The organism is Shewanella sp. SNU WT4 (assembly GCF_006494715.1).
GTDB lineage: Bacteria > Pseudomonadota > Gammaproteobacteria > Enterobacterales > Shewanellaceae > Shewanella.
The window spans coordinates 3,664,813-3,690,585 of the sequence record NZ_CP041151.1; the positions used below are offsets into that span (position 1 = coordinate 3,664,813).

A 25,773-nucleotide genomic window follows, 5' to 3' on the forward strand; every position below is an offset into this window, starting at 1 on the left:
TCATTTTCAGAGCCGTAAAATGAGAAGGTAGCCACAGACCTTAAGCCTTATCTTGGGCAAAATAACCGCTCTGTTATTGCTCCCTGCTGCCAATTGGCTATCACTGCCCAAGCTGCAACATTTACCGAGGTAACCATGCTAGCAATCCCCATCAGCCGCAATCATATGGCCACTCACTTTACTAAGGCTAAAACTATTGCTCTTTATGATGCCAATGGCGCCATTAGCGAATTTGATAACCCAGCGGTAGCCGCCGATGCTAAAAACGGCTGCGCGGCCAAAAAAGCTATGCTCAACCTGATTAAGCGCCAAGGCGCCAAAGCCATCATAGTGCAGAATATTGGTGAGCGTATGCTCGGCAAATTACACAGCGCAGGCATTAAGGTGTATCAAGGCGATTACCGCCAAGGCATAGATAATTTACGCTCGCAATATATGGCGGGTGAATTAGCCCTGATAGCTATGTCTGATGCGCGGCCATCACTTAATCATGCCAAAAAAGGTGGCGGCGGTTGTGGTTGCGGCGGTCATGAAACAGCGCCAAGCCTGATAACAGCGCCAACGTCACTGCCAGAGCCTATGAGGCAGTTATCCTTTAACAAGTTTACCCGCAGCCACTAATTCAAATTAGTCGCCGAATTTTAGCGATAAAAAAAGTGAGTGCGACTAATGCCACACTCACTTTCTCTTAATGCTTAAGACTTAATATTTAGTGCATAGGCTTAGGCTTAGTGCAGGCTAGCGACCATAGCTCAAGACGATTCCATCCCTAGTTCTAACCCGCTAAATCCAACAAACTAAAACCAACAAGCTAAAGCATTCGAACCGAATCCTACGCGCGAATCCCAGCGAGCTAAAACATGAGAATGAAGCGCCCCCATTAAACCAAGGCGCATAATTCACACTGCACAACTGGTTAAATACGTTGATATAAGCTCTGATAATATTCATTGCTTGCAAGTAAACTCGTATGATCGCCGCTTGCGCTTATCACGCCATCATCCAGCAAATGAATTTCATCCATATGCGCCATGGCCGTTAAACGATGACTAATCATCAGCAAGGTTTTATCTTTAGCAAATTCAAATAGTAGTGCCAGAATTTCACGCTCTGTGCGCTTATCTAAGCCCTCTGTTGGTTCATCCAGCAGTAATAACGGCGCATCACGCAATAGCAAACGCGCAATACCTATGCGCCGGCGCTCACCGCCCGATAATTGTCTGCCACCATCCCCTAGCCATTCAGCTAACGGATCATCGCCTTGGGTTAATACTTCAAGACCGACTCGCTCAAGCACGGCAATCAGTTCAGCGTCGGTGACTTGTTGCTGTGGCATAAGCGCAAGCTTAAGGTTATCGCGCACGGTTGCACTTAACAGCACCACACGCTGACTCATGACCGACATGCCAAGGCGCAGATTATGCTCGCTGTAATCTTGAAGCTCTGTGCCATCAATGCTGATAGTGCCAATGGACGCCAACCAATCACGGGTTAATAAGGCTAGCAGGCTTGATTTACCAGACCCTGTTTGCCCAAGTAGCGCGACTTTACTGCCAGCTTTTACGGTGAGATTAATGCCCTTAAGCACAGGAGTATTGGCAAGATAGCCAAAGCTGAGATTAGCAAGCTCAATCTCACCGCGACTAATAAGCTTATCGCTATCACCAAAAGTGACCGCAGGGGTTTGCGATGTCAGCTCATCTAAACGCTGCGCCGCCAAAACGCATGAAGATAAATGCTGAAACGCGCCCGCTAACGGCATCAACATCTCTAAGCAAGCCATGGCGGCAAACACCATTAAGGCAAACATTGGGCCAGGCGCGGCATTGTCACCCACGCCATCGGCTGCCAACACCAACATCAGTAAAATAGTGGTGCCACTGGCAATAACTAAGGCGGCTTGACTCCAAGCCGTGACAGTTGCCATTTTCACTTGGCTACTTAACAAGGCCTGCTCCGCCTTATCTAAGCGCTGGCGATAACGTTTATCGGCGCCAAACAAGGTTAGCTCTGCTTGACCTTGAATAAATTCAAGTAGTTGAATGCGATATTGGCGCTTAGTATCAACTAAGGCGCGGCCATGATCTTTGCCTAACCAATAAAATAATGCGGGTAATAGCCCCCATGCCAATAGCAACGATGACACCATCACTAAGGCTAAGCTCGCATCTATCCATGACATCAAACCATACAAGCAAGCAATCATCACTAATGCTGCCACTAATGGCGTCAGCAAGCGTAAATAGAGATGATCTAAGGTATCAATGTCCGCCACTAGGCGATTCAACATATCGCCTTGGCGCAAGCCTTTAAGGTTGGCCGCGCTTAATGGCAGAATTTTTTGCCAGACAAAAACCCTAAGCTCAGTCAGTAATCTAAAAGTGGCTTCGTGGGTGACTAAACGCTCGCCATAACGGCTTGCAGTGCGCGATATCGATAAAAAACGCACCCCAGCCGCTGGGGTAAAAAAGTTAAACGCCTGCGCTGTAGCAACCGTTAATCCCGCCACTGCCGTTGCTGATAAAAACCAGCCCGATAACGACAACAAGCCTAAGCCTGTGGCCAACGTCGTGAAGCTCAGTAAAATACCTAAACTCATCAATAATGATTGGCGCGAGAACAATTTAATTAGCGGCAATAATACGCGCATTAGTTATTCTCCTTGCTTGGAGCCACGCTCGTCATTAACTGCGAGCTTAGCGACAACTCACTTAACATATCGTTAAATACCCCAGGAGTTTGCGCGAGCTCAGCATAACTGCCCTGCTGCACTAACAAGCCTTTATCTAGCACTAAAATATCGCTTTGCTGTTTCAGCAAATCTAATCTGTGGCTGATCATTATGCAGGAGCGCGCCGCCGTCGCCTCATTTAGCGCCGCCACTACATGTTGCTCACTATGAAAATCTAAACTGGCGGTAGGTTCGTCGAGTAAATACAACTGCGGCGATTGCGCCAAGGCGCGCGCTAAGGCAATGCGCTGGGCTTGCCCCACAGAAATGCCGCCACTGTGCTCATCGATGATGCAATCGAGCTTGTCGCTAAATTCGCTAATATGCGCCGCCGTTAATAACTTGCGGCACTCATCAGCACTTAGTTCAGTTTGCCCCATGGCAATATTGTCGCGCACTGAGCCAAAAAATAGCTGCGGCTCTTGCCCGAGCCAAGCAAGCTTAGCGCGCCATGCCGCCATATCTAATTGATTAAGCTCACCCCCATTAATAACAAGTGACCCTTGATAAGGTAAAAAACCAAGCAATGCATTGATTAAGCTAGTTTTACCCGCGCCACTTGGCCCAACTAACGCCATAGATTGATTAGCTGCCAGCTCAAAACTAATCGGCCCCAGCAAAGTTTGACCTTCATGGCTATACACCACTAAGTCTTTGGCGCTAATAGCAATCGGCCCATCTACGCTTGCAGTGCCAGAATTAAGGCTTTCATCGTGGGATAACAATTCAAGTAAAGATTCAGCGGCGCCCACCGCTTGCGCTTTAGCATGATAATGCGTGCCCATATCACGCAGCGGCTGATAAAACTCAGGCGCTAAAATCAGCACAAATAGCCCGATAAACAAGGTAATGGGCTCGCCATAATGACCAAAATTCAAATGGCCTAAATAGCTAAAACCAAAATACACAGCCAATACCGCAATGGAAACCGCCGCAAAGAATTCAAGCACAGCCGAGCTTAAAAAGGCCAGCTTTAGCACTGACATAGTGCGGCTTCTAAATTCTTCACTGGCATTGGAAATGGCTTGTAACTCACTGTCACCGCGATAGAACAACTTAAGGCTAGCTAAGGCGGCAAGCCTATCCATGAAGTGGCCACTTAAGCGCGCTAAGGCTTGAAAGTTTTGACGATTCGCTTCCGCTGCGCCCCAGCCCACTAAGATCATAAACAGTGGTATAAGCGGCGCTGTCAGCAATAAAATCGCGCCAGCCACCCAATTTAACGGAAAAACCACCGCCAGAATTATCACAGGGATGAATGCCGCTAGGCTCATTTGCGGTAAATATCTGGCATAAAAATCTTGCAAGTCTTCTACTTGCTCAAGCACCACACTGGCCCAGCTGCCGGCGGGTCGCCCTTTAATGTAGGCAGGGCCTAAACGCGCCAGCTTATCGAGCACAGCCGCGCGCAATGTTTGCCGAAGGCGCATTCCTGCCATAAAGCTTAAACGCTCACGCCCGTAGGCTAAGGCGGCGCGCACTAATAATAAGGCGACAAAGGCGAGATAATACTCGCTAAAATCAGCGGCGCTACGGCCTGCCATCACCACACCATCTAAGACCTTTGCTAATAAATACGCCTGAGCCACTAAGGCCACACCGTTTACTAACCCCAGTAGTACCGTTAACTGCACAAAACGACCACAAGCCTTTTGTTGCTGCTTGAGCCATTGGATCAGCTGTTTTTCCCGCGACTTATCCATGAAACCTTACTTACTACTTTAACTACTTATGTATTGCCGCCAGTATCGCAGGCCACAGGCCAGAGATAAACCATCACGCTGACTTTTGTTAGCCGACTCACATAAATTGATGTAGATCAAAAAAACACAGTAAATGCAGCCATTAAGCTTGGAAGTACCGCTGTTTATGGCCACAGCTAAGGCCAAGACTGTTTAATTGATAGCCATTAAGCCCAAGATCGGGTAAGCTGCCCGACCTTCAGGCCGCATTGCTAATTTAATGCTGCCGCCGTATTTGGCGTAGGGGCTTATTAGCACTACGCAACAAGAGATTAATGCATGAGCTTTGCCTCCCTGGGTCTGTCGGCCCCGATTTTAAAAGCGGTAGCTGAACAAGGTTACCAAACTCCTTCCCCAATCCAAGCACAAGCCATCCCAGCCGTATTAACTGGCCGTGATATTATGGCGGCTGCGCAAACGGGGACAGGCAAGACTGCAGGTTTTACCCTGCCAATGTTACAGTTATTAAGCAGTGGCGAGCGAACTCGCGGCGTGAGTATCCGTGCCTTAGTGCTGACTCCAACTCGTGAGTTAGCAGCACAGATTAGCGAAAACGTTAAGCAATACAGCGCGTATTTACCGTTAAAAAGCACAGTCGTATTCGGCGGCGTGTCTATCAATCCACAAATCGCTGAATTGCGTCGTGGCGTTGATGTACTGGTTGCCACCCCAGGCCGTTTACTGGACTTGCAACAGCAAGGCGCTGTGAAATTCGATAAACTCGAAATTCTGGTATTAGATGAAGCCGACCGCATGCTGGACATGGGCTTTATTCACGATATTCGCCGCATCTTAAAAATGTTGCCGCCTAAGCGTCAGAACTTAATGTTCTCGGCCACCTTTAGCGATGACATTCGTGAACTGGCTAAAGGCTTAGTGAACGATCCGGTTGAAATTTCTGTGACCCCAAGAAACAGCACAGCAACGACTGTGACGCAGTGGATCACTACCGTTGATAAGAGCCGCAAAGCTGCCTTATTAACTGAACTGTTTGCTGTGTATGACTGGACCCAAGTATTAGTGTTCTCGCGCACTAAGCATGGCGCTAATCGTCTGGCACGTTATTTAGATGACCACGGTATTTCTGCCGCGGCCATTCATGGCAACAAGAGCCAGAATGCTCGTACTCAAGCCTTAGCTGACTTTAAAGCCGGTAAAGTAAAAGCCTTAGTGGCAACCGATATCGCCGCCCGCGGTTTAGATATCGAGCAATTACCGCAAGTAGTTAACTTTGACTTACCACAAGTGGCTGAAGACTATGTGCACCGTATTGGCCGTACTGGCCGCGCAGGCGCCACTGGTCATGCCGTATCTTTGGTGAGCAGCGAAGAAACTAAAATGCTGCGCGACATTGAGAAGCTAATTCGTCAAACCTTAACCCGTAAGGTGTTTGAAGGTTATGAGCCGACTCAAGAAGTACCAACTGGCCCAGGCGCCACTAGCACTTCAACCAAGCCTAAGCAAAGCCAAGGCCGCGGCCCAGCTAAACCAAGAGCTAATGCTGAAGGTCAGCGTCGCTCAAGCAATGCTAATGCCGGTAATGGCAATAGCCGCACCAGTGCGGCTAGCAAGAGCCAAGCGCCGCGCCCAGCACGAGCTAAAAGCGAAGGTGAAAACCCATACGCTAACAGCAAGCCGCAGCGTCAAGCTGAAGGCAGCCGCTCTGATGCTAAGCCTGCGCCTAAAGCCAACAAAGGTAACTTTCAAGGCCAGCGTCGCTCGCACTCTGCCTAAATAGCCTTAAGGCTGTCATGGGGGATTACTGCTTAAATCAGTAACCCCCCGATGAACGCCCATAAAAAAACGCCGATAACTCAGTTATCGGCGTTTTTTTATGAGCTGGATTAATTCAGGCGCTAGTGACTAATGTCTAGAAGCTTGCACTAGAAGCCAAGCGCTAGCGTTAATCAAGTTAACGCTAGCAAAGCCAATACTAGTCGCGATTTTGCATTAAGGTCGCGCGGAAGTTTTTACCCTTAAGCTTACCTTTGGCCAGAATCGCTAACGCAATACGGGCTGAAGGACGCTTGATAGCCACAAAGCTGCGGATATCAGTAATCATAATTTTACCAATATCATCACCGGTTAACTGCTTGTCGGCGGTTAATGCGCCAAGCACATCACCTGGGCGTAACTTATCTTTCTTACCGCCATCAATCAGCACAGTAATCATTTGTGGCTCAGCCGGCATACGGCTTAACACGCTATCACTTGGCAAATGATCATATTGAATGCTGATATCTAAAGCTTCTTCCAGCAAGGCAATCTTGTAGTCATCATTGCTGCGGCAAAAGCTAAAGGCTTTACCTTGGGCGCCAGCACGGCCAGTACGACCAATGCGGTGAATGTGCAATTCAGGCTCATGGGCTAACTCAAAGTTAAATACCGCATCAAGATTATCGATATCTAAACCACGGGCGGCTACGTCGGTAGCTACCAGCACGTTGATGCTCTTGTTAGCAAACTGCACTAAGGTGCGGTCACGATCGCGCTGATCTAAATCACCATTAAGTGATAAGGCGCTAAAACCCCAGTTTTGCAAGCTAGTGGCCACTTGCTCACACTCACTTTTGGTATTACAAAATACCACGGCAGATTCTGGTTGATCGGCCAGTAACAATAAGCGCAAGGCGTCTAAACGCTCGCTGCGATCTAACTGATAAAAATGCTGGGCAATGGCTAAATTGTCATGGCCACCGGCCACTTCGACCATTTCAGGCTTAGTCATGAAACGCGCTGACATGGCCTTAATCTTTTCAGGATAGGTCGCGCTAAACAGCATGGTTTGACGATAATGCGGCGTGCTATCCACAATCGCTTGCAGCGGCTTTTCAAAGCCCATTTCTAACATGCGATCGGCTTCATCTAATACCAGAGTGGTCAGATGGCTTAAATCTAAACGGCCGCGATCTAAATGATCTAATACGCGACCTGGGGTGCCAACAATAATGTGGGCGCCATGTTCTAATGAACCAATTTGTGGGCCAACAGCCATGCCACCACATAAGGTCAGCACTTTAATGTTGTGAATACCGCGCGCGAGGTTTCTGATTTCCTGCGCTACTTGATCGGCTAATTCGCGCGTTGGGCATAACACCAGAGTTTGAATGCGAAAACGCTGCACATCCAATTTATTGAGTAAGCACAAACCAAAGGCAGCCGTTTTACCACTACCAGTTTTGGCTTTAGCAATCAGATCTTTACCATTCAATGTCAAAGGTAAAGAGGCGGCTTGGATTGGCGTCATTTGGGTGTAACCCAAGGTCGTCAGGTTAGTCAGCAACTCAGTGCGCAGTGGCAAAGTAGCAAATAAACAGGTATCAGAAACTGGAGCGGTCAAGGGTAAACCTCTAGCCCGAAGGCGAGTTATAAACATAAAAACGGCGCCGACAAGGCGCCGCACACGGTCGCAATCATAGCAAATTGGCACCCTATCAGCCATGACTAACTGGCTTATCCCGATAAATTCCTCGAAGGCGCTACGAGCTTATTGCCGCAATTGCACTGTCACCATCACGACCCCATGATCTGTGCTGTGACTATCTAAGGCATAATCTGGGCGCAATAGGTGGCAGTCAAACACTTCATAGCCCTCAACACAAGCCAGTTGCCAGCAATAGCTAGGCGCAAAATCTTGGCTTAACAATATATAATCAAGCACTTGGCCATGGCCGCCATAATAGTGGGTTGGGATCGCCGCTAACGTTTGGCCGGTTTCTTGTTCAAACAGATGAAAGCTATCAAAGAGTTGTAAGGCCGCGCCCTGAGATTGCGCTTGCGGCTGTGATGACGTTTGCGCTGTTGATTGCGCTTGGGTTTGAGCGTGCGGCGCATTGGCTTTAGTTACCCTATTGGGGCTGACTAACCCCTGCAATAAGTCACTGGTGAGCGCATCATTAAAATCCCCCATCAATATCATAGGTAAGCCGCATTCACGATAACGGCTACGCAAGGCGCTGCGCACTAAGCTAGCTTCCGCTAAGCGCTGAATACTGGCAGCGGCATCACCAAAATCTGCATTGATATTGCCGTTTTCACACTCATTAAATTGCGATCGCTTTGATTTAAAATGCACCACGTAGCAATCGCACAAGCCAAGCCCTGGGATATTAACTTGTGCCCATAAGGGCTTGCGACTAAAGCTAAAATCAGCGCTCAGCCAAAGTTGCGCGCGTGCTTGCGGCGCTACCTTAAGGGCATCAGAATTTACTATGGGATAACGACTAGCAAGCGCTGTAACTGGTTGCTGATAGATATAGGCATCGATTAGCTCTGGATTATCGATTACAGCAAAATAGGGGTAACCCGCTTGCAGCAGTAATTGCTGCAACTCAACAACACTAAACACTTCTTGAAAGCCTATGATATCGGGCTGATGCTCAGCCAAATAACGGCTTATCCAGTGGCACTTTTGCTGCCACTGCGGCTCAGAATAGATATTAAATTGCTCGTAATAAGCCAAGGGCGGCGCAATAAAATTAAATAAATTAAGGGTCGCAATTCTAATGGGCGCAGAGAGCGCATCAACAGCAGTCATTAGCCAATATGTCCTTTGATTATTTCACTTAGCACTTGGCGGAGGCAATAAAGGCATCTATATCGCCACTGCAAACTAGCGGCATCTGCGCTTGCAACTTTGCTAATGGCCAATCCCACCATTTAAGCGCTAATAAGGCTGTTATTTGTGATTCACTAAAGCGATAGCGTAATAGTCGATTTTGCCCAACCACTATGGCATAAGGCGGCACATCTTTAGTAATAACAGCACGGGCACCGATGACAGCGCCATCGCCAATATGCACGCCCGGCATGATCATAGCTTCAGTGCCAATCCACACATCATTACCAATGACAGTATCACCTGAGCGCTCAAAGCCGCTTTTGACTTGCTCACCAAATTGCTTAGCATCAAAAGGAAAAGTCGATATCCAATCGAGACGATGGCCTTGGTTACCAGCCAGCATAAAGGTGGCGCCAGAGGCAATGGAGCAGAACTTACCTATAATAAGTTTATCAACTTCCCCATAAATTCCCGCTTCCCAAACATCTTGGGTGACGCTATCGCCAAGTAAATAGCGCACACAAATGTCTTCAAAAGATTTGCCATGATAATAGCCAGAATAATAACTGTATTCACCTACTTGAATATTAGGATGAGTGACATGCTCGGCTAAGGCTTGGCCGCTCAGCCAACTAGCAAAAACATTGGCAGATGTTTGCGTCATGGGACTTCCTTGATGGTAATAAATAGCGCAATGGTTAGCTCATGCTGAGTGTTATGGGGCATTAAATCCACATGCCCCAGATAAGTCGCGGCCAAAGCGTGTTGCTCAAAAGAAAAATCACGACTTAAGTGAGTTACGGCTTAAATGAATCACGACTTTAGCGAGCACAACCTAAAGCCCATCATTATAAAAAGGTCGCTAACTGCGCCAAGCTTTTTTTCTGGAGTGCATGCTCTGGCACAGTCGCATCTGGGGCTGGATAGCCTGCCACTATCAAGATAAAGGGCCGCTCATTGTCGGCATCGCGGCCGCAAATCTCAGTTAAAAAGCTCATAGGCTTAGGGGTATGAGTCAAGGTTGCCAATCCAGCATGATGCAGCGCCTGAATCAAAAAGCCTGTGGCTATGCCTACAGATTCATGCACATAGTAGTTTTGGCTGTGGCCATCTTGCTGCGCGCCGCCGCGCTTTTGACTAAATACCGCAATTAACCACGGCGCTTCGCTTAAATAAGGTTTACTGGCATTGGTGCCTAAAGGTTTTAGCGCCGTTAGCCATTCCTCGCCGCCGCGCCCCTCATAAAAGGCGCGCTCAATGGCTTCAGCTTCAGCGCGGATTTTGGCTTTCACATCAGCGCTTTGAATCGCCACAAAATGCCACGGCTGATGATTAGCGCCATTAGGCGCCGTGCCTGCTGCCAATAAGCATTGCTCGATAATGGCGGCAGCCACCGGGCGCGAGCTAAATTTACGAATGGAATGGCGCCGCTTAATGTCTTGATAGTTTTGCTCGGCGCGCATCAGCATCTCTGCTGCTGAGTACTCAATAAAATCGACTAACGCTTGGTGCTCACTCATTACGACTCCATGTGACAGGTTACTTTTATAGCGATAACACCACACTAAGCCAAGGCGCGGGCAACATCAATATGGAACTTATCTATGTCAGCATCGACCATGAACGCAAATCTCCAGCAAAACCTTGCAGCGCAAATACACAGAAATAGAACTTAAGTGATTCTGAATGTTATTTAAAATCAATTAAAAACAATGCGTTAAAAAGTTAATTGAACTTTACGAGCAACTTATTCATTTTTTACATTGACCTCAGCGTTTAAATCCATAAAATGCGCGAAATTTGCCTAAAAATTTGTGACAACAAAAAAATAAGAGGTGGGAAAATGAGCAGTGATAATAATTTCAGTTTGGGTCAGGTGCCGCAACACGCACGGCAAAGTACACTGTCCTTAACTATGGTGATGTTAGGACTGACGTTTTTCTCAGCAAGTATGTGGACCGGCGGCACTTTAGGCACAGGTCTTAATCTCAATGACTTTCTACTAGCCGTGATCATAGGCAACTTAATCTTAGGTATTTACACTTCTTGTTTAGGCTATATCGGCGCATCGACTGGCTTATCTACGCACTTACTGGCGCGCTACTCATTCGGCGAAAAAGGCTCGTGGTTACCCTCATTGCTGCTTGGCGGCACTCAAGTCGGTTGGTTTGGTGTTGGCGTCGCCATGTTTGCCATTCCCGTACACAAGGCCACAGGCATAGATACCCAAGTGCTGATCTTAGTCTCTGGCGCCTTAATGACAGCCACTGTTTACTTTGGCATTAAAGCCCTAATGATCTTATCGGCCATAGCTGTGCCTGCCATCGCTATGCTCGGCGGTTATAGTGTGATTGAAGCCATTGCCAGCATGGGCGGCATATCAGCGTTACAAGAACTCGCCCCAAGTGAGCCAATGAGCTTAACCTTAGCCATCGCCATGGTAGTGGGGTCATTTATTTCTGCTGGCACCTTAACGGCCGATTTTGTCCGTTTCGGACGTAATGCTAAAACAGCGGTTGTGGTCACTATGGTGGCCTTTTTTATGGGCAATACCTTGATGTTTATCTTTGGCGCCGCGGGCGCTGCCGCCACTGGGCATGCGGATATTTCAGAAGTGATGATAGCCCAAGGCCTACTTATCCCCGCCATTATCGTGTTAGGGCTAAATATCTGGACCACTAACGATAATGCTCTCTACGCTTCTGGCCTAGGTTTTGCCAACATCACTGGTCTTTCAAGCAAATACTTATCCATAGTCAATGGCGTAATCGGCACCTTTTGCGCTTTGTGGCTGTATAATAATTTCGTCGGTTGGTTAACCTTTTTATCCGCAGCTATTCCGCCTATCGGTGGTATTTTGATTGCTGATTTTATTAAGAACCGCAAGCGCTATAGCGACATTGCCAACACGTTACACCAACAAGTGATGGTTAATTGGTCCGCCATTATAGGGGTTGCCATAGGTGTCGCCGCTGGCCATTTATTACCTGGCATAGTGCCACTGAATGCCGTGCTGGCTGGTGCTGGCAGTTACTTATTACTCGATACCTTGAGCCGCCATTTTCGCCAACTGCCGATTCAAGCCAAACAAGCCTAAATTTCAGGAAACGTTATGAATAACTCCTTGCTCATTACCAATGTCACAGTGCGCGGTCAGACTGGGCTTAAGAAAATTGTCATTGACAATGGTCGCTTCAGCGCCATTTATCCAGCCGACGCCCCGCTTGAGATCAATGCCACTGTGATTGATGGTGAAGGCGGCATGGCCATGGCGCCTTTTTGTGAACCACATATTCACTTAGATACCACTCAAACCGCTGGTGAACCTAACTGGAATATTTCAGGCACTTTATTTGAAGGCATTGAGCGCTGGGCTGAGCGCAAGGCATTACTGTCCATTGAAGATGTTAAAGCGCGCGCTAAGCAAACCTTGTCATGGCAGATTGCTAACGGTATTCAACATGTGCGTACCCATGTGGATGTATCAGATCCAAGCTTGACGGCGCTGCGCGCTATGTTAGAAGTTAAAGCTGAGATGAAAGACGTAGTTGACTTGCAAATCGTCGCATTTCCGCAAGAAGGTATCTTGTCATACCCAAATGGCAAGGCCTTGATGGAAGAAGCCTTAGAGCTGGGCGCCGATGTAATTGGCGCGATTCCGCACTTTGAATTCACCCGTGAATACGGCATTGAATCTCTGCACTATATTTTTGAATTAGCGCAAAAATATGACCGTTTAATCGACGTGCACTGCGATGAAATTGATGATGAGCAATCGCGCTTTATCGAAACCTTAGCAGCCCTGGCCCACAAATATGACATAGGCCACAAGGTCACGGCTAGCCACACCACCGCCATGCATTCTTATAACGGTGCCTATGCTTCACGCTTGTTCCGTTTACTTAAGATGGCGGGCATTAGTTTTGTGGCTAACCCGCTAGTTAACATTCACTTGCAAGGCCGCTTTGATGATTATCCAAAACGCCGCGGTGTAACCCGAGTTAAAGAGATGCTGGCCAGCAATATCAATGTGTGTTTAGGCCATGATGATGTGTTTGACCCTTGGTATCCACTGGGCACTGCCAACATGCTGCAAGTACTGCACATGGGGCTGCATGTGTGTCAAATCATGGGCTATGAGCAATTAGATAAGTCTTTGGATTTAATCAGTACCCACAGTGCCAAAGCCTTAGCTTTAGGTGAGCAATACGGTATTGAAATTGGCCGTCCAGGCAACTTAATCATACTACCGGCTGATAGTGATTTTGATGCCCTGCGCCGCCAAGTGCCTGTGCGTTACTCCATTAGAGGCGGCAAACTAATTGCCAGCACACAACCTGCAGTGAGTCATATTTACCATGATGGTGAGCAGCGTATCGATTTTCGCCGTTAATGACTCATGTCTTTGGCCTCACAATCAAGGGCAAGATTAAATATTGTCAGGAAACTTAAGCCGACTTAGTTTTTAACCTATACTGGCAAAAAAACTATGATGCGACTGGCAATTGAAACACTTTAAGCATTTGATAAAAAAGGCCATAAACTTCTGGATCGCCATACGCCACAACTTAGTGGCGTTAGCGGTTCTGCTCAATGGTTTATTAATCTTTAAAACCGTCTACGGCACCTCAAGCAATATCATTGAACTGCTGCATATCGCTAACTTCTCCGAAGCCAGCATTACGGCATTAACTAATGCACCTTGGTTTATGCTGGGTGTGTTTTTAGTCTTAAATTCCATTGGCTTAGTCTTTAGGGCACGTATCGCTTGGGTCATGAGCTTAGTGCTACTAGTCACTACCTTACTGTTTACTTTCCATTTCATACCCGATCAGCAGCACAGTATTAATCTGTGTATTTTTACCTTAGGGTTATTGTTATTGCTGCGCAAAGATTTTACCCGCAGCAGCGCCACCGCAGGCGGCATATTCTCGTTAATTACCTTCGTTATTTTAGTGGCTTACGCTACTTATGGCAGCCTGTATTTCGGTGATGGTTTTGCGCCTAAAATCGATAATATTATGACGGCCTTTTACTTTTCCATGGTTACTATGACAACCGTTGGTTATGGCGATATCTTACCTGTAAGCGAGGCTGCGAGACTCTTTACTATTTCGGTCATCATTTCAGGTATTACTGTATTTGCCACCTCAGTGACGACTATTTTTGGGCCGCTTATTCGCGGTGGACTTGATAAGCTGGTTAAAGGAAACAAGACCCTAATGAAACGTGAAGACCATTTTATTGTCTGTGGCACCTCTATGATGGCCATGAATACCATTAACCAACTGCATCAGCGCGGCCTGGATGTCACCATAATCACTGTGCGCCCCGAAGATGAATTTGCCATGATAGAACAAAGTCTTGAAGGTAAATTCGATATTATTTCAGGGGATAGTAGCGACAGCGCGGTACTCAAAAAGGCTGGGCTTGAAAACTGCCGTGCCATTTTAGCCCTCGCTGAAAACGATGCCGACAACGCCTTTATCTTATTATCGGCAAGAGACTTATCTGCCGATGTAAAAACTGTCGTAATAGTGAACGATAGTAAAAATATCAATAAGATAAAGATGGTGCAGCCGGATATTATCTTATCGCCACAACTGTTTGGCAGCGAAGTGCTAGCAAGAATGCTCAATGGTGAAGAAATCGATAATAAGGTTTTGATTTCTATGCTATTAAATTCTGGTCATGGCATTTTTGATAAAAAAGTGACGCCAGAGCCCTCTAAGAGCTAAGCCCTCTATGCTTGAGGTGGCAGCTTGATCATGACTCAAACGCGCAGGCGCGCTAATATAGCCAGCATTATTGATTGACCACCTCACAAACACCCATGAATAAAGAAAAAATCGGTCTAATTATACTTGCCATAGTGGCTATTGGCTTTGGCATTTACGCTATCGATGGCAGTCGTCAGGTATTAGCGCAATTTGGCATTAATTCACCTTGGCCTGTCATTGGCGTATTTAGTGGCTTAATTGCCTTAACTTGGTGTGCTAATCGCTGGTTTTGGCCAACCTTAGTGGCCGCAGCACTCATCCCCCTTGGCATCATAGTCTTTGGCTAAAGCGCCCATTCCCCCTTTTAAGCGGTGTTGAACTCACCAAGATTTAATACCGAGTTCAACACTTAGCGCACCATCACTTCCTCATACACTGGCCTATACTCATTACCGCCAAATAATCATTGAGGAAACAATATGTCAGTATCAACAATCTTAGCCATGCTAGTCATAGGCGCCATTGCCGGTTGGTTAGCAGGAAAAATCATGCAAGGCCAAGGCTTTGGCCTGCTTGGTAATATTGCTGTCGGAATTGTGGGTTCTCTTCTTGGAGGCTTAGTATTTGGCATGCTGGGATTTGCGTCCATCGGCATTATTGGCTCGATTATTAGTGCTACTGTGGGCGCAGTATTACTGCTATATATCATCCAGAAAGTGAAAAGCTAACAGTGACACTCACTGCATTAGCCTAATAGCTCACGCACTTATATAACTATGCCCATGATAATCCTGCCCATAATAACCATGCCCATGATTCCTGCACAGGGATGTGCATAAGTCTTTGCCCCTTCTTGTCCCTCAATATGTTTTTATAACTTTTCACATACCAAAAAGTGACTAAAAATAGTCAGCCCGCCGCATTAAATCCCAAATATTCACGATAAACAGCAAGCTTATGCTTTTACAAATATTTTTTGCTAAAAGCTTGGAGAATTGCTGCCCGCATCCTTGCGAAGGAATTGTTGTCTGACCAATATGGTGGCATTCAATCAAGCCACATGAGAAATAACCATAATGAAAATTAGAATTATCAGTGCATTAGCCTTAACTGCTTTATTTACTGGCGCCGTCAACGCCGCCAACTATAATGCCGAACTTGCCGCTAGCTATTATGAGCATTTTGCGCCAATACAAGGCGCTGCTGCCGGTAAAAATCTCGGATTAATGAGCCCTGAAGCATTTGTAAACAGCATTAAGGCTGGTAATAAACTGGTTGCCGTAGATATAAGAACCCCAGCTGAAATGGATATCTTTGGTTTGGCTTTGCCTGGAAGCCTTGCAATGTCAGCTGAAACTGTATTCTTGCCAGAGAACTTAGCTAAGCTGCCAACCGACAAACCTGTAGTAATTATTTGTAAATCAGGCGCGCGAGCTACTGCTATTGGCACCGCGCTGCGCCACGCTGGTTTTGATAATGTGAAGATTCTAAAGGGTGGCTTTAAAGGCTTAAGTGCGTATTTAGGACCAGTTGAAGCGAATCAAGGCTAACAGCATGATTGCCACTATTTATGATCCTTGGCATACCCTGTTTAGCATATCAATAGTGGCTTATGAATAGTGGCTAGCGGCCGAGTTAACGACTATGTTAAGTGATAGAAATTACTGTTGATGAATCTGGCACATTGCTTAATCAGCCACACATTCAGAGAACTTAACAATGAAAACTCTACATCCACATCCCATTGGCGAAATTGATCACCTCATCCAACCCAACCATTTTGACGATATTAATCTAACTTCAGCGGCGCGCGAGATTTTAGTCGATTTCCACCACAGTCCGCCGAGCATCATTGATGCCGATACCCAAGTGGTGTCAGCGCTTGAAATGATGCTGCACGAACACTGCCAAATTAAAATGGTGATAGATATCAATCAAGAATTAATCGGTATTATTACTCAAGATGCCCTATCACCGCAGGCAATTACCATTCATCAAAACAAATTCACGCCCAAGCGGGAGATCACAGTTGAAGACTTGATGATACCTCGTGAGCAGTTACTCGCCTTAGACTATGAGCAAGTATTAGCGGCCAACGTGGGCGACATACTTAACACCCTTAAGCAGAGCGGCGTTCATCATTGCTTAGTGGTGGATGCTAGTAATCATCAAATTCGCGGCTTACTCAATTCAGCCGATATAGCGGCGCGCTTACATATTGCGCCGCCAACAGCCGAAGAAAAACCCTCATTCTTTAGCATCTTTAAGCACTTAAGTCAGCGCTTAGCGCAGCTAAAACAAACGCATCAGACTTTATAAGCAGCCAATACTTACTCCTGCTTAGAGATAATAATCTTTAAGCGGGGGAAAGCCATTAAAGCAAACGGCCGAATAAGTCGTGGTATAAGCGCCTGTCGTTAACCAATACATACGATCGCCTATGGCTAAATCTTGCGGCAAACCATAACGGTAATGCTCATACATAATATCAGCGCTATCGCAGGTAGGCCCGGCGATTACACAAGCGCCTAATGGCCCTTGTTTATCGGTAACAATCGGGAATTTAATCGCTTCATCTAAGGTTTCAATTAACCCTGAGAATTTACCTACATCGGCAAATACCCAACGCTCATTGGCAGCATTAGATTTATGAGAAATAAGCACAACTTCTGACACTAATACGCCAGCATTAGAAATCAGCGAACGCCCAGGCTCTAATATGATTTCAGGCAATTTATTGGGGAAGGCTTGATGTAAATAACTAATAATCTCATCAGCATAACGAGCAAGCGCTTGAGTCTTATCTAAGTAATTCGCAGGAAAACCGCCGCCCATATTAATCATGGCTAACTCAATGCCTGCATCTGCTTTTAAGCGCGCAAATAAGTTAGCCACTTGGTTAATCGCAATTTGCCAAGCGCCGATGTCGCGTTGCTGTGAGCCCACATGAAAAGAGATACCGTAAGGCGTTAACCCTAAAGATTGTGCCAATACCAATAGATCGTAAGCCATTTCTGCCTGACAACCGAATTTACGTGACAATGGCCAATCGGCCGTATCATTATCGGCCGTTAAAATTCGCACATAGACGCGACTACCCGGGGCAGCCTCTGCCAACATGCGGATATCGGCTTCTGAATCAGATGCAAATAGGCGCACGCCACGCTCATAAAAAGCTTCAACATCTTTACGCTTCTTGATGGTATTACCAAAACTAACGCGATCGCAACTAACCCCATGGGCCAAAACGGCGTCAAGCTCATAAATAGAGGCAATATCAAAGTTGGCTTGTTTTTGCTGCAGCAATTGCAGAATTGGCGCTCCCGGATTGGCTTTTACAGCATAATAAATATGAGCAAAAGGGAAATATTTAGTCATTTCGTCATATTGTTCAGCAACGATTGCTGTATCTATCACCACAAATGGGGTTGGCTTATTGGCGGCAAACTGCTTTATACGCTCAAACCTTGACTGTTCATAGTAATCAGCAACCTCAATTGTCTTAAAATGACTCATAAAAACGATATCTCCTAGGGTTAGTAATAGTGAATGTTCGCGCAGTAGACGATATTTCACTGAAACAATCAACGACTACTTATTCATTAAAATTAATTTATTATTGAATTTGGTATGACATTAGTTTCATTCGATTTAACTTTCTATCCGATGACCTATCCCGTTAAAATCATCACAGCCAATTATCAATGCACAGGATAAGCTATGTTAATTTCATGCCCCAATTGCGCAGGACTCAATCGTGTCGCAGACACAGCTATGTCGCAGCAACCTAAGTGTGGTCACTGCCAAGCACCACTGCTAAGCGGTCAAGTCGTCACCTTAACGGCGCAAAACTTTACCCGCCATGCTAATCAGTCACAACTGCCTTTAGTTATCGATTTTTGGGCGGATTGGTGTGGCCCTTGTAAGAGCTTTGCGCCAACATTTAGCGCCATAGCACAAACCATGGCAGGGCGTTTTCGCTTTGGTAAGCTTGATACCCAAACCCAAGTGGAAATTGCCAGTCAATTTGGGATCCGCTCAATTCCGACACTCATGATCATTAAGGAAGGTCAAATTGTGGTGCAGCAAGCTGGTGCCATGTCAGGCCAAGATTTTCAACATTGGTTAAATGCACACGCTTAAGCTCAAACTTGTGACCATAGCGGGTTAATTGACAGTAATGGGTGAGAATCCACTTGATCAAACATGATAGGCTTGCTAATTTCAGGGGATAAGGATAAAAATTCGCCAGCCAAAGTAACCTACAGGACGAGATTTATGAGTACACGCTCACCCGCTAACAATCACTTCGAGCCTAAAGCCTCTAAGCTTAATTACGAGCAAATGGCCGATGATTTTGTGACTATGTTTACCGCTATTGCCAAACAGCGTCATGGACAAGTGGTCGAACAACAACATGATGTTGAGATGAGTGTTACGCCTAAGCTTAAGTGACGATAACTCAAATTTCAGGTACAAAAAAGGTCGCTCGAGGCGACCTTTTTAACTTCTTATTGCCGGCTAATTACAGCGCAACAACGTTAGAAGCTTGAGGACCCTTAGGACCTTGTTCCAGAGCGAAAGACACTTTTTGGCCTTCAGCTAAGGTTTTGAAGCCTTCAGAAACGATTGAACGGAAATGTACGAATACATCTGGACCGCCGTTATCTTGAGCAATGAAACCGAAACCTTTCTCTTCGTTAAACCATTTTACTGAACCAGTGCTAGACATGTGATGTCCCTTTAATTATAAAACAACTAAAAAATTATTTGTCGAAGTAATTCTGTAATTACAGAGCAACAACGTTAGCAGCTTGAGGACCCTTAGGACCTTGCTCAAGCATGAAAGAAACCTTCTGACCTTCAGATAAAGTCTTGAAGCCTTCAGAAGCAATAGCGCGGAAATGTACGAATACATCTGGGCCGCCATTGTCTTGAGCGATAAAACCAAAACCTTTATCTTCGTTAAACCATTTTACTGAACCAGTGTTTGAATTAGACATTTGATGTCCCTTATAAATAAATAATTAAATTAATTTCCAAAAAATTTGGAATGCTAAAGCTCGAATTATTAATATTTACGAAGAAGCGAAAGAAACACTGAGGACAAAAACGAAACGAGAATGCGTCTTAGGGTTTTGCTTGAACTTATGCTTATTTTAATAACTCTACTCTCAAGTAGCGCCAGAATAATAGCAGTGTGGCCTTCGCAAAGTAAAGCAGTATTTTGTTTATTTTTTGATAGCCTTCTAGCTGTCTAATCTTCAGGTTTCATCAGGCTTTGCGCCAAGGCGCCCATCAGTGCAACTAAGCCGTTAATATCTAAAAGGTCGGCCTATGCCATCTTGATAGCCTATGATGCTTTCAGGCGTACCTGAGGAGATAAGACGAGCTTGAATAGCAAGCGGTACTTGCAAGTAAGTTGTCAGTACGCGCCAATACTTTAGCAAAAAATATCATGTTTTAGGCATTAAAAAACCCAGAAATTTCTTAATGCCGATCGTTTTAAGTAGTTGAACGATCTTTCAAGGGCTTCATAATCAGCCGCAACCTAAGTTGCAGCTGATTTTTTTATGTCTGAATTTTCTAAAGAGCTACTCGTTACCGCTGAATTTTTCCAAGCGCAAGATATTGATGTATTCGCCAAACATGTTCCCATGGATTGGGTGGCTGAGGCTGTGCAACAAACTGGCAGGGCCTCGCTTCGAACCCGCCGTTTCCCTGCAGAGCAAGCTGTTTGGTTGGTTCTAGGCATTGGTTTGATGCGTAACCGCTCGATTCAGCAAGTCTGTGATACGCTCTCACTGGCATTTCCCGACTCCAAGGGGGAGCTCCCGCCACTGGCGACCAGTAGTATCATCAAAGCCAAAGAAAAGTTGGGTTCAGAGCCCATGCGTTATCTGTTCAAAACAACCGCTGCACAGTGGGAAACACAGTGCGAATTTGATGAGATAGCGGGATTGAAATTGCTCAGTGTTGATGGGACGTATTTTAAGACGCATAACACTGAAGAAAACCATCACTTTGGCTTTGCACAAAGCACGGCTTCTTTTCCCTCTGTGCTGGCGGTCACCTTAATGTCTACTCGTAGCCACTTACTTTCTGATGCGGCTTTCGGGCCTGTTACCCACAGTGAAATTCACTATGCACAGCAATTGGTTGGCTCAGCTCCCGAGAATTCGCTCACGTTGTTTGACCGTGGGTTTATGTCTGCCGAATTGCTCATCAGCTGGCAAGAAAGCGGTGCAAACACCCATTGGTTAACCCCGATAAAGTCTAAGACCCGCTATCAAATTATCGAGTCATTCTCAGAGTATGACCATCTGGTTGAGATGCCGGTATCACCCCAAGCTAAACAGCAAGCGCCTTATCTGGGGGAGAGCTGGCAAGCCCGCCTTATTCTTATTCCGTCACCCAAAGGTGATATCAAAGGGTTTATCACGTCCTGCCTATGCCCCAACAGCTATCCAGTGAACGATTTACTCAAGGTGTATTGGCAGCGATGGGAGATAGAGAGGGGTTATAGTGAGCTAAAGCAATATCAACTGGAAAATAAACCAGTCCTGCGCAGTAAGAAGAAGGATGGGGTGTATCAAGAATTATGGGGGATCTTAACGACCTACAATATTGTTCGGCTAGAGATGGCCGCAATGGCAGTGCAGCATAAAGTTGAGCCACAGAGGATAAGTTTCATTAATGCCCTGTTTTTAATACAGGATGAGTTTGGTTGGAGTGACAGAGGGAGTCCGGGAGCGATCCCACAGCACTTAAAACGACTGAGGGAAAATGGCAAAAGGTTGATTTTACCCCCAAAGAGGAAGCGGCCCAGCTACCCGCGTGTGGTGCTAAAGAAAACAGTGAAATATCCAAGTAAAAATGCCACTCGCTCTTAAGCGAGTGGCATTAAGAAATTTCTGGGCTTTTTATGAGTCGCGCTTAGCTAATCAAAAATGAGAAATGATTAAGCTTGTGGACGCATAGCTGGGAATAAAATCACGTCACGTATGGTGTGAGTGTTAGTGAACAACATCACTAAACGATCGATACCAATACCTTGACCAGCCGTTGGTGGTAAACCGTGCTCTAACGCTGTGATATAGTCAGCGTCATAGAACATAGCTTCATCATCACCCGCGTCTTTAGCATCAACCTGAGCCTTAAAGCGTGCATCTTGGTCTTCAGCATCGTTTAACTCGCTGAAACCGTTAGCCACTTCACGGCCACCAATGAAGAACTCGAAACGGTCAGTAATGAAATCATTACCATCGCTACGACGAGCTAAAGGTGAAATATCAGCTGGGTAGCCAGTGATAAAGGTTGGCTGCATTAACTTAGGCTCAGCGGTCTCACCGAAGATTTCTTCTAACAGTTGACCACAGCTCCAGAAAGTCTCAACGCCAATGTGTAAGCTCTTGGCCAGAGTGCGCATGAAATCTAAATCTTTCACTTGCTCATAAGTCATGGCTTGAATAGTGGCATTGTCAGGATTGTAATGCTGAATCGCTTCCAGCATGCTCATTCTGGCGTAAGGGCCACCGAAATCTACTGTATGCTCGCCGTATGGCAGCTTAGTATCGCCACATAAATCTTTAGCGATTGAGCTCAGCATTTCTTCAGTTAAATCAATCAGATCATTATAATCAGCATACGCCATATAGAATTCCATCATAGTGAATTCTGGGTTATGGCGTGGCGACAAACCTTCGTTACGGAAGTTACGGTTAATTTCGAACACACGCTCAAAACCACCAACAACTAAACGCTTCAGGTATAACTCAGGCGCAATACGCAGATACATGGACATATCTAAAGCATTGTGATGAGTAATAAAAGGACGGGCAGAAGCACCACCTGGGATGACGTGCATCATAGGGGTTTCAACTTCCATGAACTCTTTTTTAACCATGAAGTTACGGATTGCCGCAACCACTTTAGAGCGCATCACGAAAGCTTGACGAGAATCTTCGTTCACAATCAGGTCAACATAACGTTGACGATAACGAGTTTCTTGGTCAGTCAGGCCGTGGAATTTTTCTGGCAGAGGACGCAGCGCTTTAGTCAGCAACTGATACTCTTCCATGTTGACGTATAAATCGCCTTTACCTGACAAATGCAGTTGACCGGTTACACCTATGATGTCACCAATATCTAAACCTTGGAAACGCTCTTTAATATCAGCCTGAACGCCTTTTTCGGCATAGGCTTGAATGCGACCAGACACATCTTGGATCACCAAGAATGGACCACGCTTAGCCATGATACGGCCAGCAATGCTGGTCTTAAAGCCTAATGCTTCCAGTTCTTCTTTAGTGTTGTGACCGTACTCAGCCTGCAGTTCAGCCGCTTTATGGGTGCGACGGAAAGTATTAGGGTGAGCGTTAGCAGGACACTGCTGACGGACATGTTCAAGCTTAGCGCGACGCTCGGCGATCAGCTTGTTCTCATCTTGGATTACTTGCACTTGTTCAGTCATATCTTTCTCTCTGTGCCAACATTGGCCGGCGAACCGACCACCTGGTCAATCTGAATAGCCCTTACAGGCCGGACTTCAGGCTGGCCTCAATAAATTTATCTAGGTCACCATCTAATACCGCTTGGGTATTACGGGTTTCAACCCCAGTACGCAAATCCTTAATACGTGAATCATCGAGCACGTATGAACGAATTTGACTGCCCCAACCGATATCTGACTTGGCATCTTCGGCTGCTTGCTTTTCAGCATTCTGCTTCTGGATTTCCAGTTCATACAGCTTAGCTTTCAATTGCTTCATGGCTGTATCACGGTTTTTATGCTGCGAGCGGTCGTTTTGACACTGCACCACAGTATTGGTTGGAACGTGGGTAATACGAATCGCCGATTCAGTACGGTTAACGTGCTGACCACCCGCACCTGAGGCGCGGTAAGTATCAACCCGTAAATCGGCAGGGTTGATATCAATCTCAATATCATCATCAATTTCTGGATAGACGAACACTGAGCAGAATGACGTATGGCGACGTCCACCTGAGTCAAAAGGTGACTTACGTACTAAGCGGTGCACACCCGTTTCAGTGCGCAGCCAACCAAAGGCGTACTCACCAGAAAATTTAATGGTGGCGCTCTTAATGCCGGCAACATCACCGTCTGATACTTCAATCAGTTCGGGGGCAAAGTCGTGGGCATCGCCCCAACGTAAGAACATCCGCAGCACCATATTGGCCCAATCTTGCGCTTCGGTACCGCCCGAGCCAGATTGAATATCCAAATAACAGTCATTGCTGTCATGAGGGCCAGAAAACATACGGCGGAATTCCAGTTCAGCTAATCGAGCTTCAAGATCATCTAATTCCGCTTGCGCATCATTAAAAGTCTCTTGATCTTGCTCTTCAATCGCTAATTCCAGCAGACCTTCCACATCTTCAAGACCAGTGTCTAATGCGTCTATGGTTTCCACCACAGCTTCCAGACTTGAACGCTCTTTGCCTAAGGCTTGAGCACGTTCAGGTTCATTCCAAACTTCAGAGCTTTCTAACTCGCGGCTAACTTCTTCTAGACGCTCTTTTTTGGCGTCATAGTCAAAGATACCCCCTAAGAAGCTGTGTGCGCTCGGCCAGCTCCTTAATCTTAAATTTCACAGGATTGACTTCAAACATGATGATTTACTTTTGAGTTGGAGTTAAAAGGCGATAAAGACGGCATTTTACCTCAATTAACTCGCAAATCCCAGTTGAATAGCCATCAAAAATACTCAACTTTATGGAGCTAACTCGCTAGCATCCCACGGGTTTATCTTGGCTTAAAAAAACACTGAAAAGTGTGACGTCTGCACCTGATTAATAATAAATCATCATTTATTCATAACCTTGTAAACTTAAGTCCAAAAAAATATTTAAAAAATTATGGTGCTGGACGAGTAGCTTGTTAAGCAGTGGCTATACTCAACTACATGGAAAATATAAAAACATGTTGTTACAAGGAAGATATAGGACATGAGTGCCACGCGCCTGCGCTGGCATCCGGCTTATGTTTTTGGCACGACGCCAAACAAGTCAAAGACGGTCCCGATATTGTCCACCAACTCGAAGAGCACGCTCGCAGCGGCGGCATGCTTAGAGGCATTCATTTACGTCACGCCCAGCTCAAGGGTATAGATCTCGTTCATCATCACAGCAAAACTGGCTATGACATGAGTCATGCTGATTTATATCGCGCTAACTTGCATGGGGCGCATTTATTTAACCTCAATCTTGAACATGCCAACGTCATGAAGGCTGACTTACGCGATGCCAATTTGCATCTCACTCGCTTGCATCAAGCCAATTTATTAGGTGCCAAGTGGACTGGCGCTAAAATTGAAAACGTTCATATCGGCCCGCATATTATTCAAGAACAACAAGCCTACCGCGCTGCAACTGTCGGTGAACAAGAAATCGCCCAAGACTATTTTGAGCAAGCCGAAGAGATTTATCGCGATCTGCGCCGCGCCGCTGAGCATGAAGGGCTATTTTCCATGGCGGGCGAATACATACAAAAAGAGCTAGTCATGCGCCGCATGCAAATGCCCAAATATAGCAAGAGACGGATGATATCTAAGCTTATTGATATTTTTTGTGGTTACGGTGAAGCGCCGCTGCGGGTAATTTTCTTTTCAATGGCATTAATCTTGGGCTGCGCCTGTGTGTATTTTTTCACTGGCCTAATGTTTGGCGGCCAATTACATGTGGCTACCGACACTATGCAATGGGGTGAGTATCTATCACTCTTTCTTAACTGCGTTTATTACTCAGTCGTCACCTTTACCACCTTAGGCTATGGCGATTTCACGCCCATAGGTTACTCCAAGGCTGTCGCCGCCTTTGAGGCATTTACAGGCAGCTTTACCATAGCCTTATTCGTGGTAGTGTTTGTGAATAAAATGACCCGTTAACCCAAAAAATCATGTCAAATGGCTATTTATAGCTATTAGTCTTCAATAACCACACTCATTTACAGCATCTGGCTTCGCCATCAAACAACTTATCTTATTTTAAAGTCAGTTT

25 protein-coding genes are annotated in these 25,773 nt (G+C 46.0%); 13 read left to right on the top strand and 12 right to left on the bottom strand.

Going from position 1 to position 25,773, the window contains the following annotated elements; genetic code table 11:
* The first annotated feature begins 135 nt into the window (after nucleotides 1-135).
* A complete protein-coding gene (locus FJQ87_RS16630; protein WP_140933567.1) occupies nucleotides 136-621 on the top strand; it encodes a NifB/NifX family molybdenum-iron cluster-binding protein in 486 nt (161 codons plus the stop codon).
* 295 nt (nucleotides 622-916) lie between these two features.
* On the opposite strand, the gene cydC is transcribed toward FJQ87_RS16630, so the two are convergent.
* Both cydC and cydD read right to left on the bottom strand, forming a co-directional pair.
* Nucleotides 917-2,650, bottom strand: a complete 1,734-nt coding sequence (cydC, locus tag FJQ87_RS16635) for a cysteine/glutathione ABC transporter ATP-binding protein/permease CydC (RefSeq protein WP_140933568.1) — start codon at nucleotides 2,648-2,650, stop codon at nucleotides 917-919.
* On the bottom strand, nucleotides 2,650-4,434 hold the full coding sequence (gene cydD, locus FJQ87_RS16640) for a cysteine/glutathione ABC transporter permease/ATP-binding protein CydD (RefSeq protein ID WP_140933569.1): 1,785 nt from the start codon (nucleotides 4,432-4,434) through the stop codon (nucleotides 2,650-2,652). The genes cydC and cydD overlap by 1 nt, the downstream gene beginning before the upstream one ends.
* Nucleotides 4,435-4,752: 318 nt before the next feature.
* On the opposite strand from cydD, the gene FJQ87_RS16645 reads away from it, so the two are divergent.
* Nucleotides 4,753-6,207 carry a DEAD/DEAH box helicase gene (locus FJQ87_RS16645; RefSeq protein ID WP_140933570.1) on the top strand — a complete coding sequence of 485 codons (1,455 nt, stop codon included), beginning with the start codon at nucleotides 4,753-4,755 and terminating at the stop codon, nucleotides 6,205-6,207.
* A 199-nt stretch (nucleotides 6,208-6,406) separates the two neighbouring features.
* Here FJQ87_RS16645 and dbpA read toward each other — a convergent pair whose 3' ends face one another.
* The 4 genes from dbpA to FJQ87_RS16665 form a co-directional block, all read right to left on the bottom strand.
* Nucleotides 6,407-7,813 carry an ATP-dependent RNA helicase DbpA gene (gene dbpA, locus FJQ87_RS16650; protein WP_240778760.1) on the bottom strand — a complete coding sequence of 469 codons (1,407 nt, stop codon included), beginning with the start codon at nucleotides 7,811-7,813 and terminating at the stop codon, nucleotides 6,407-6,409.
* A 147-nt stretch (nucleotides 7,814-7,960) separates the two neighbouring features.
* Nucleotides 7,961-9,010 carry an endonuclease/exonuclease/phosphatase family protein gene (locus FJQ87_RS16655; RefSeq protein WP_140933572.1) on the bottom strand — a complete coding sequence of 350 codons (1,050 nt, stop codon included), beginning with the start codon at nucleotides 9,008-9,010 and terminating at the stop codon, nucleotides 7,961-7,963.
* A 28-nt stretch (nucleotides 9,011-9,038) separates the two neighbouring features.
* On the bottom strand, nucleotides 9,039-9,698 hold the full coding sequence (locus FJQ87_RS16660; protein ID WP_140933573.1) for a CatB-related O-acetyltransferase: 660 nt from the start codon (nucleotides 9,696-9,698) through the stop codon (nucleotides 9,039-9,041).
* A gap of 184 nt (nucleotides 9,699-9,882) precedes the next feature.
* Complete coding sequence (locus tag FJQ87_RS16665; RefSeq protein ID WP_140933574.1) at nucleotides 9,883-10,554, bottom strand: nitroreductase family protein; 672 nt, start codon at nucleotides 10,552-10,554, stop codon at nucleotides 9,883-9,885.
* A gap of 323 nt (nucleotides 10,555-10,877) precedes the next feature.
* On the opposite strand from FJQ87_RS16665, the gene codB reads away from it, so the two are divergent.
* The 7 genes from codB (at nucleotide 10,878) to FJQ87_RS16700 (ending at nucleotide 17,073) form a co-directional block, all read left to right on the top strand.
* Nucleotides 10,878-12,131 (top strand): cytosine permease, encoded by a 1,254-nt coding sequence (gene codB, locus FJQ87_RS16670; protein WP_140933575.1) that lies wholly within the window; start codon nucleotides 10,878-10,880, stop codon nucleotides 12,129-12,131.
* A 15-nt stretch (nucleotides 12,132-12,146) separates the two neighbouring features.
* On the top strand, nucleotides 12,147-13,427 hold the full coding sequence (locus FJQ87_RS16675; protein ID WP_140933576.1) for a cytosine deaminase: 1,281 nt from the start codon (nucleotides 12,147-12,149) through the stop codon (nucleotides 13,425-13,427).
* A 112-nt stretch (nucleotides 13,428-13,539) separates the two neighbouring features.
* Entirely contained in the window at nucleotides 13,540-14,772 is a 1,233-nt protein-coding gene (gene kch, locus FJQ87_RS16680; protein ID WP_140933577.1) for a voltage-gated potassium channel protein, read from the top strand.
* A gap of 95 nt (nucleotides 14,773-14,867) precedes the next feature.
* Entirely contained in the window at nucleotides 14,868-15,101 is a 234-nt protein-coding gene (locus tag FJQ87_RS16685; RefSeq protein ID WP_140933578.1) for a hypothetical protein, read from the top strand.
* Between the two features lie 132 nt (nucleotides 15,102-15,233).
* Nucleotides 15,234-15,482, top strand: coding sequence for a GlsB/YeaQ/YmgE family stress response membrane protein (locus tag FJQ87_RS16690; protein ID WP_140933579.1), 249 nt, complete (start codon nucleotides 15,234-15,236; stop codon nucleotides 15,480-15,482).
* Between the two features lie 348 nt (nucleotides 15,483-15,830).
* On the top strand, nucleotides 15,831-16,304 hold the full coding sequence (locus FJQ87_RS16695; protein WP_140933580.1) for a rhodanese-like domain-containing protein: 474 nt from the start codon (nucleotides 15,831-15,833) through the stop codon (nucleotides 16,302-16,304).
* A gap of 169 nt (nucleotides 16,305-16,473) precedes the next feature.
* The gene (locus FJQ87_RS16700) at nucleotides 16,474-17,073 is read left to right on the top strand and encodes a CBS domain-containing protein (RefSeq protein WP_140933581.1); all 600 of its coding nucleotides are present in this window, start codon (nucleotides 16,474-16,476) and stop codon (nucleotides 17,071-17,073) included.
* 21 nt (nucleotides 17,074-17,094) lie between these two features.
* Here the strand turns inward: FJQ87_RS16700 and FJQ87_RS16705 are convergent, their stop codons facing one another.
* On the bottom strand, nucleotides 17,095-18,270 hold the full coding sequence (locus FJQ87_RS16705; protein ID WP_140933582.1) for a type III PLP-dependent enzyme: 1,176 nt from the start codon (nucleotides 18,268-18,270) through the stop codon (nucleotides 17,095-17,097).
* 204 nt (nucleotides 18,271-18,474) lie between these two features.
* Here FJQ87_RS16705 and trxC point away from each other — a divergent pair, with 204 nt between their 5' ends.
* Nucleotides 18,475-18,897 (top strand): thioredoxin TrxC, encoded by a 423-nt coding sequence (trxC, locus tag FJQ87_RS16710; protein WP_140933583.1) that lies wholly within the window; start codon nucleotides 18,475-18,477, stop codon nucleotides 18,895-18,897.
* A 135-nt stretch (nucleotides 18,898-19,032) separates the two neighbouring features.
* On the top strand, nucleotides 19,033-19,209 hold the full coding sequence (locus FJQ87_RS18720) for a hypothetical protein (RefSeq protein WP_168195216.1): 177 nt from the start codon (nucleotides 19,033-19,035) through the stop codon (nucleotides 19,207-19,209).
* Nucleotides 19,210-19,279: 70 nt separating this feature from the next.
* Here FJQ87_RS18720 and FJQ87_RS16715 read toward each other — a convergent pair whose 3' ends face one another.
* The 3 genes from FJQ87_RS16715 to FJQ87_RS19000 all read right to left on the bottom strand — a co-directional run bounded on the left by FJQ87_RS16715 (nucleotide 19,280) and on the right by FJQ87_RS19000 (nucleotide 20,204).
* Complete coding sequence (locus FJQ87_RS16715) at nucleotides 19,280-19,486, bottom strand: cold-shock protein (RefSeq protein ID WP_140933584.1); 207 nt, start codon at nucleotides 19,484-19,486, stop codon at nucleotides 19,280-19,282.
* Nucleotides 19,487-19,544: 58 nt separating this feature from the next.
* Entirely contained in the window at nucleotides 19,545-19,757 is a 213-nt protein-coding gene (locus tag FJQ87_RS16720; RefSeq protein WP_140933585.1) for a cold-shock protein, read from the bottom strand.
* 312 nt (nucleotides 19,758-20,069) lie between these two features.
* A complete protein-coding gene (locus FJQ87_RS19000) occupies nucleotides 20,070-20,204 on the bottom strand; it encodes a hypothetical protein (protein WP_276613148.1) in 135 nt (44 codons plus the stop codon).
* A gap of 123 nt (nucleotides 20,205-20,327) precedes the next feature.
* On the opposite strand from FJQ87_RS19000, the gene FJQ87_RS16725 reads away from it, so the two are divergent.
* Nucleotides 20,328-21,647 (top strand): IS4 family transposase, encoded by a 1,320-nt coding sequence (locus FJQ87_RS16725; RefSeq protein ID WP_140930149.1) that lies wholly within the window; start codon nucleotides 20,328-20,330, stop codon nucleotides 21,645-21,647.
* Nucleotides 21,648-21,715: 68 nt separating this feature from the next.
* On the opposite strand, the gene lysS is transcribed toward FJQ87_RS16725, so the two are convergent.
* A complete protein-coding gene (gene lysS, locus FJQ87_RS16730; RefSeq protein WP_140933586.1) occupies nucleotides 21,716-23,227 on the bottom strand; it encodes a lysine--tRNA ligase in 1,512 nt (503 codons plus the stop codon).
* 61 nt (nucleotides 23,228-23,288) lie between these two features.
* A protein-coding gene (gene prfB, locus FJQ87_RS16735) for a peptide chain release factor 2 (RefSeq protein WP_168195217.1) occupies nucleotides 23,289-24,387 on the bottom strand; the annotation gives its coding sequence in 2 pieces (ribosomal slippage) (nucleotides 23,289-24,311 and nucleotides 24,313-24,387; 1,098 coding nt in all).
* 293 nt (nucleotides 24,388-24,680) lie between these two features.
* Between prfB and FJQ87_RS16740 the strand changes: the two genes are divergently transcribed.
* The gene (locus FJQ87_RS16740; protein WP_140933588.1) at nucleotides 24,681-25,661 is read left to right on the top strand and encodes a pentapeptide repeat-containing protein; all 981 of its coding nucleotides are present in this window, start codon (nucleotides 24,681-24,683) and stop codon (nucleotides 25,659-25,661) included.
* The last annotated feature ends 112 nt before the right edge of the window (nucleotides 25,662-25,773 follow it).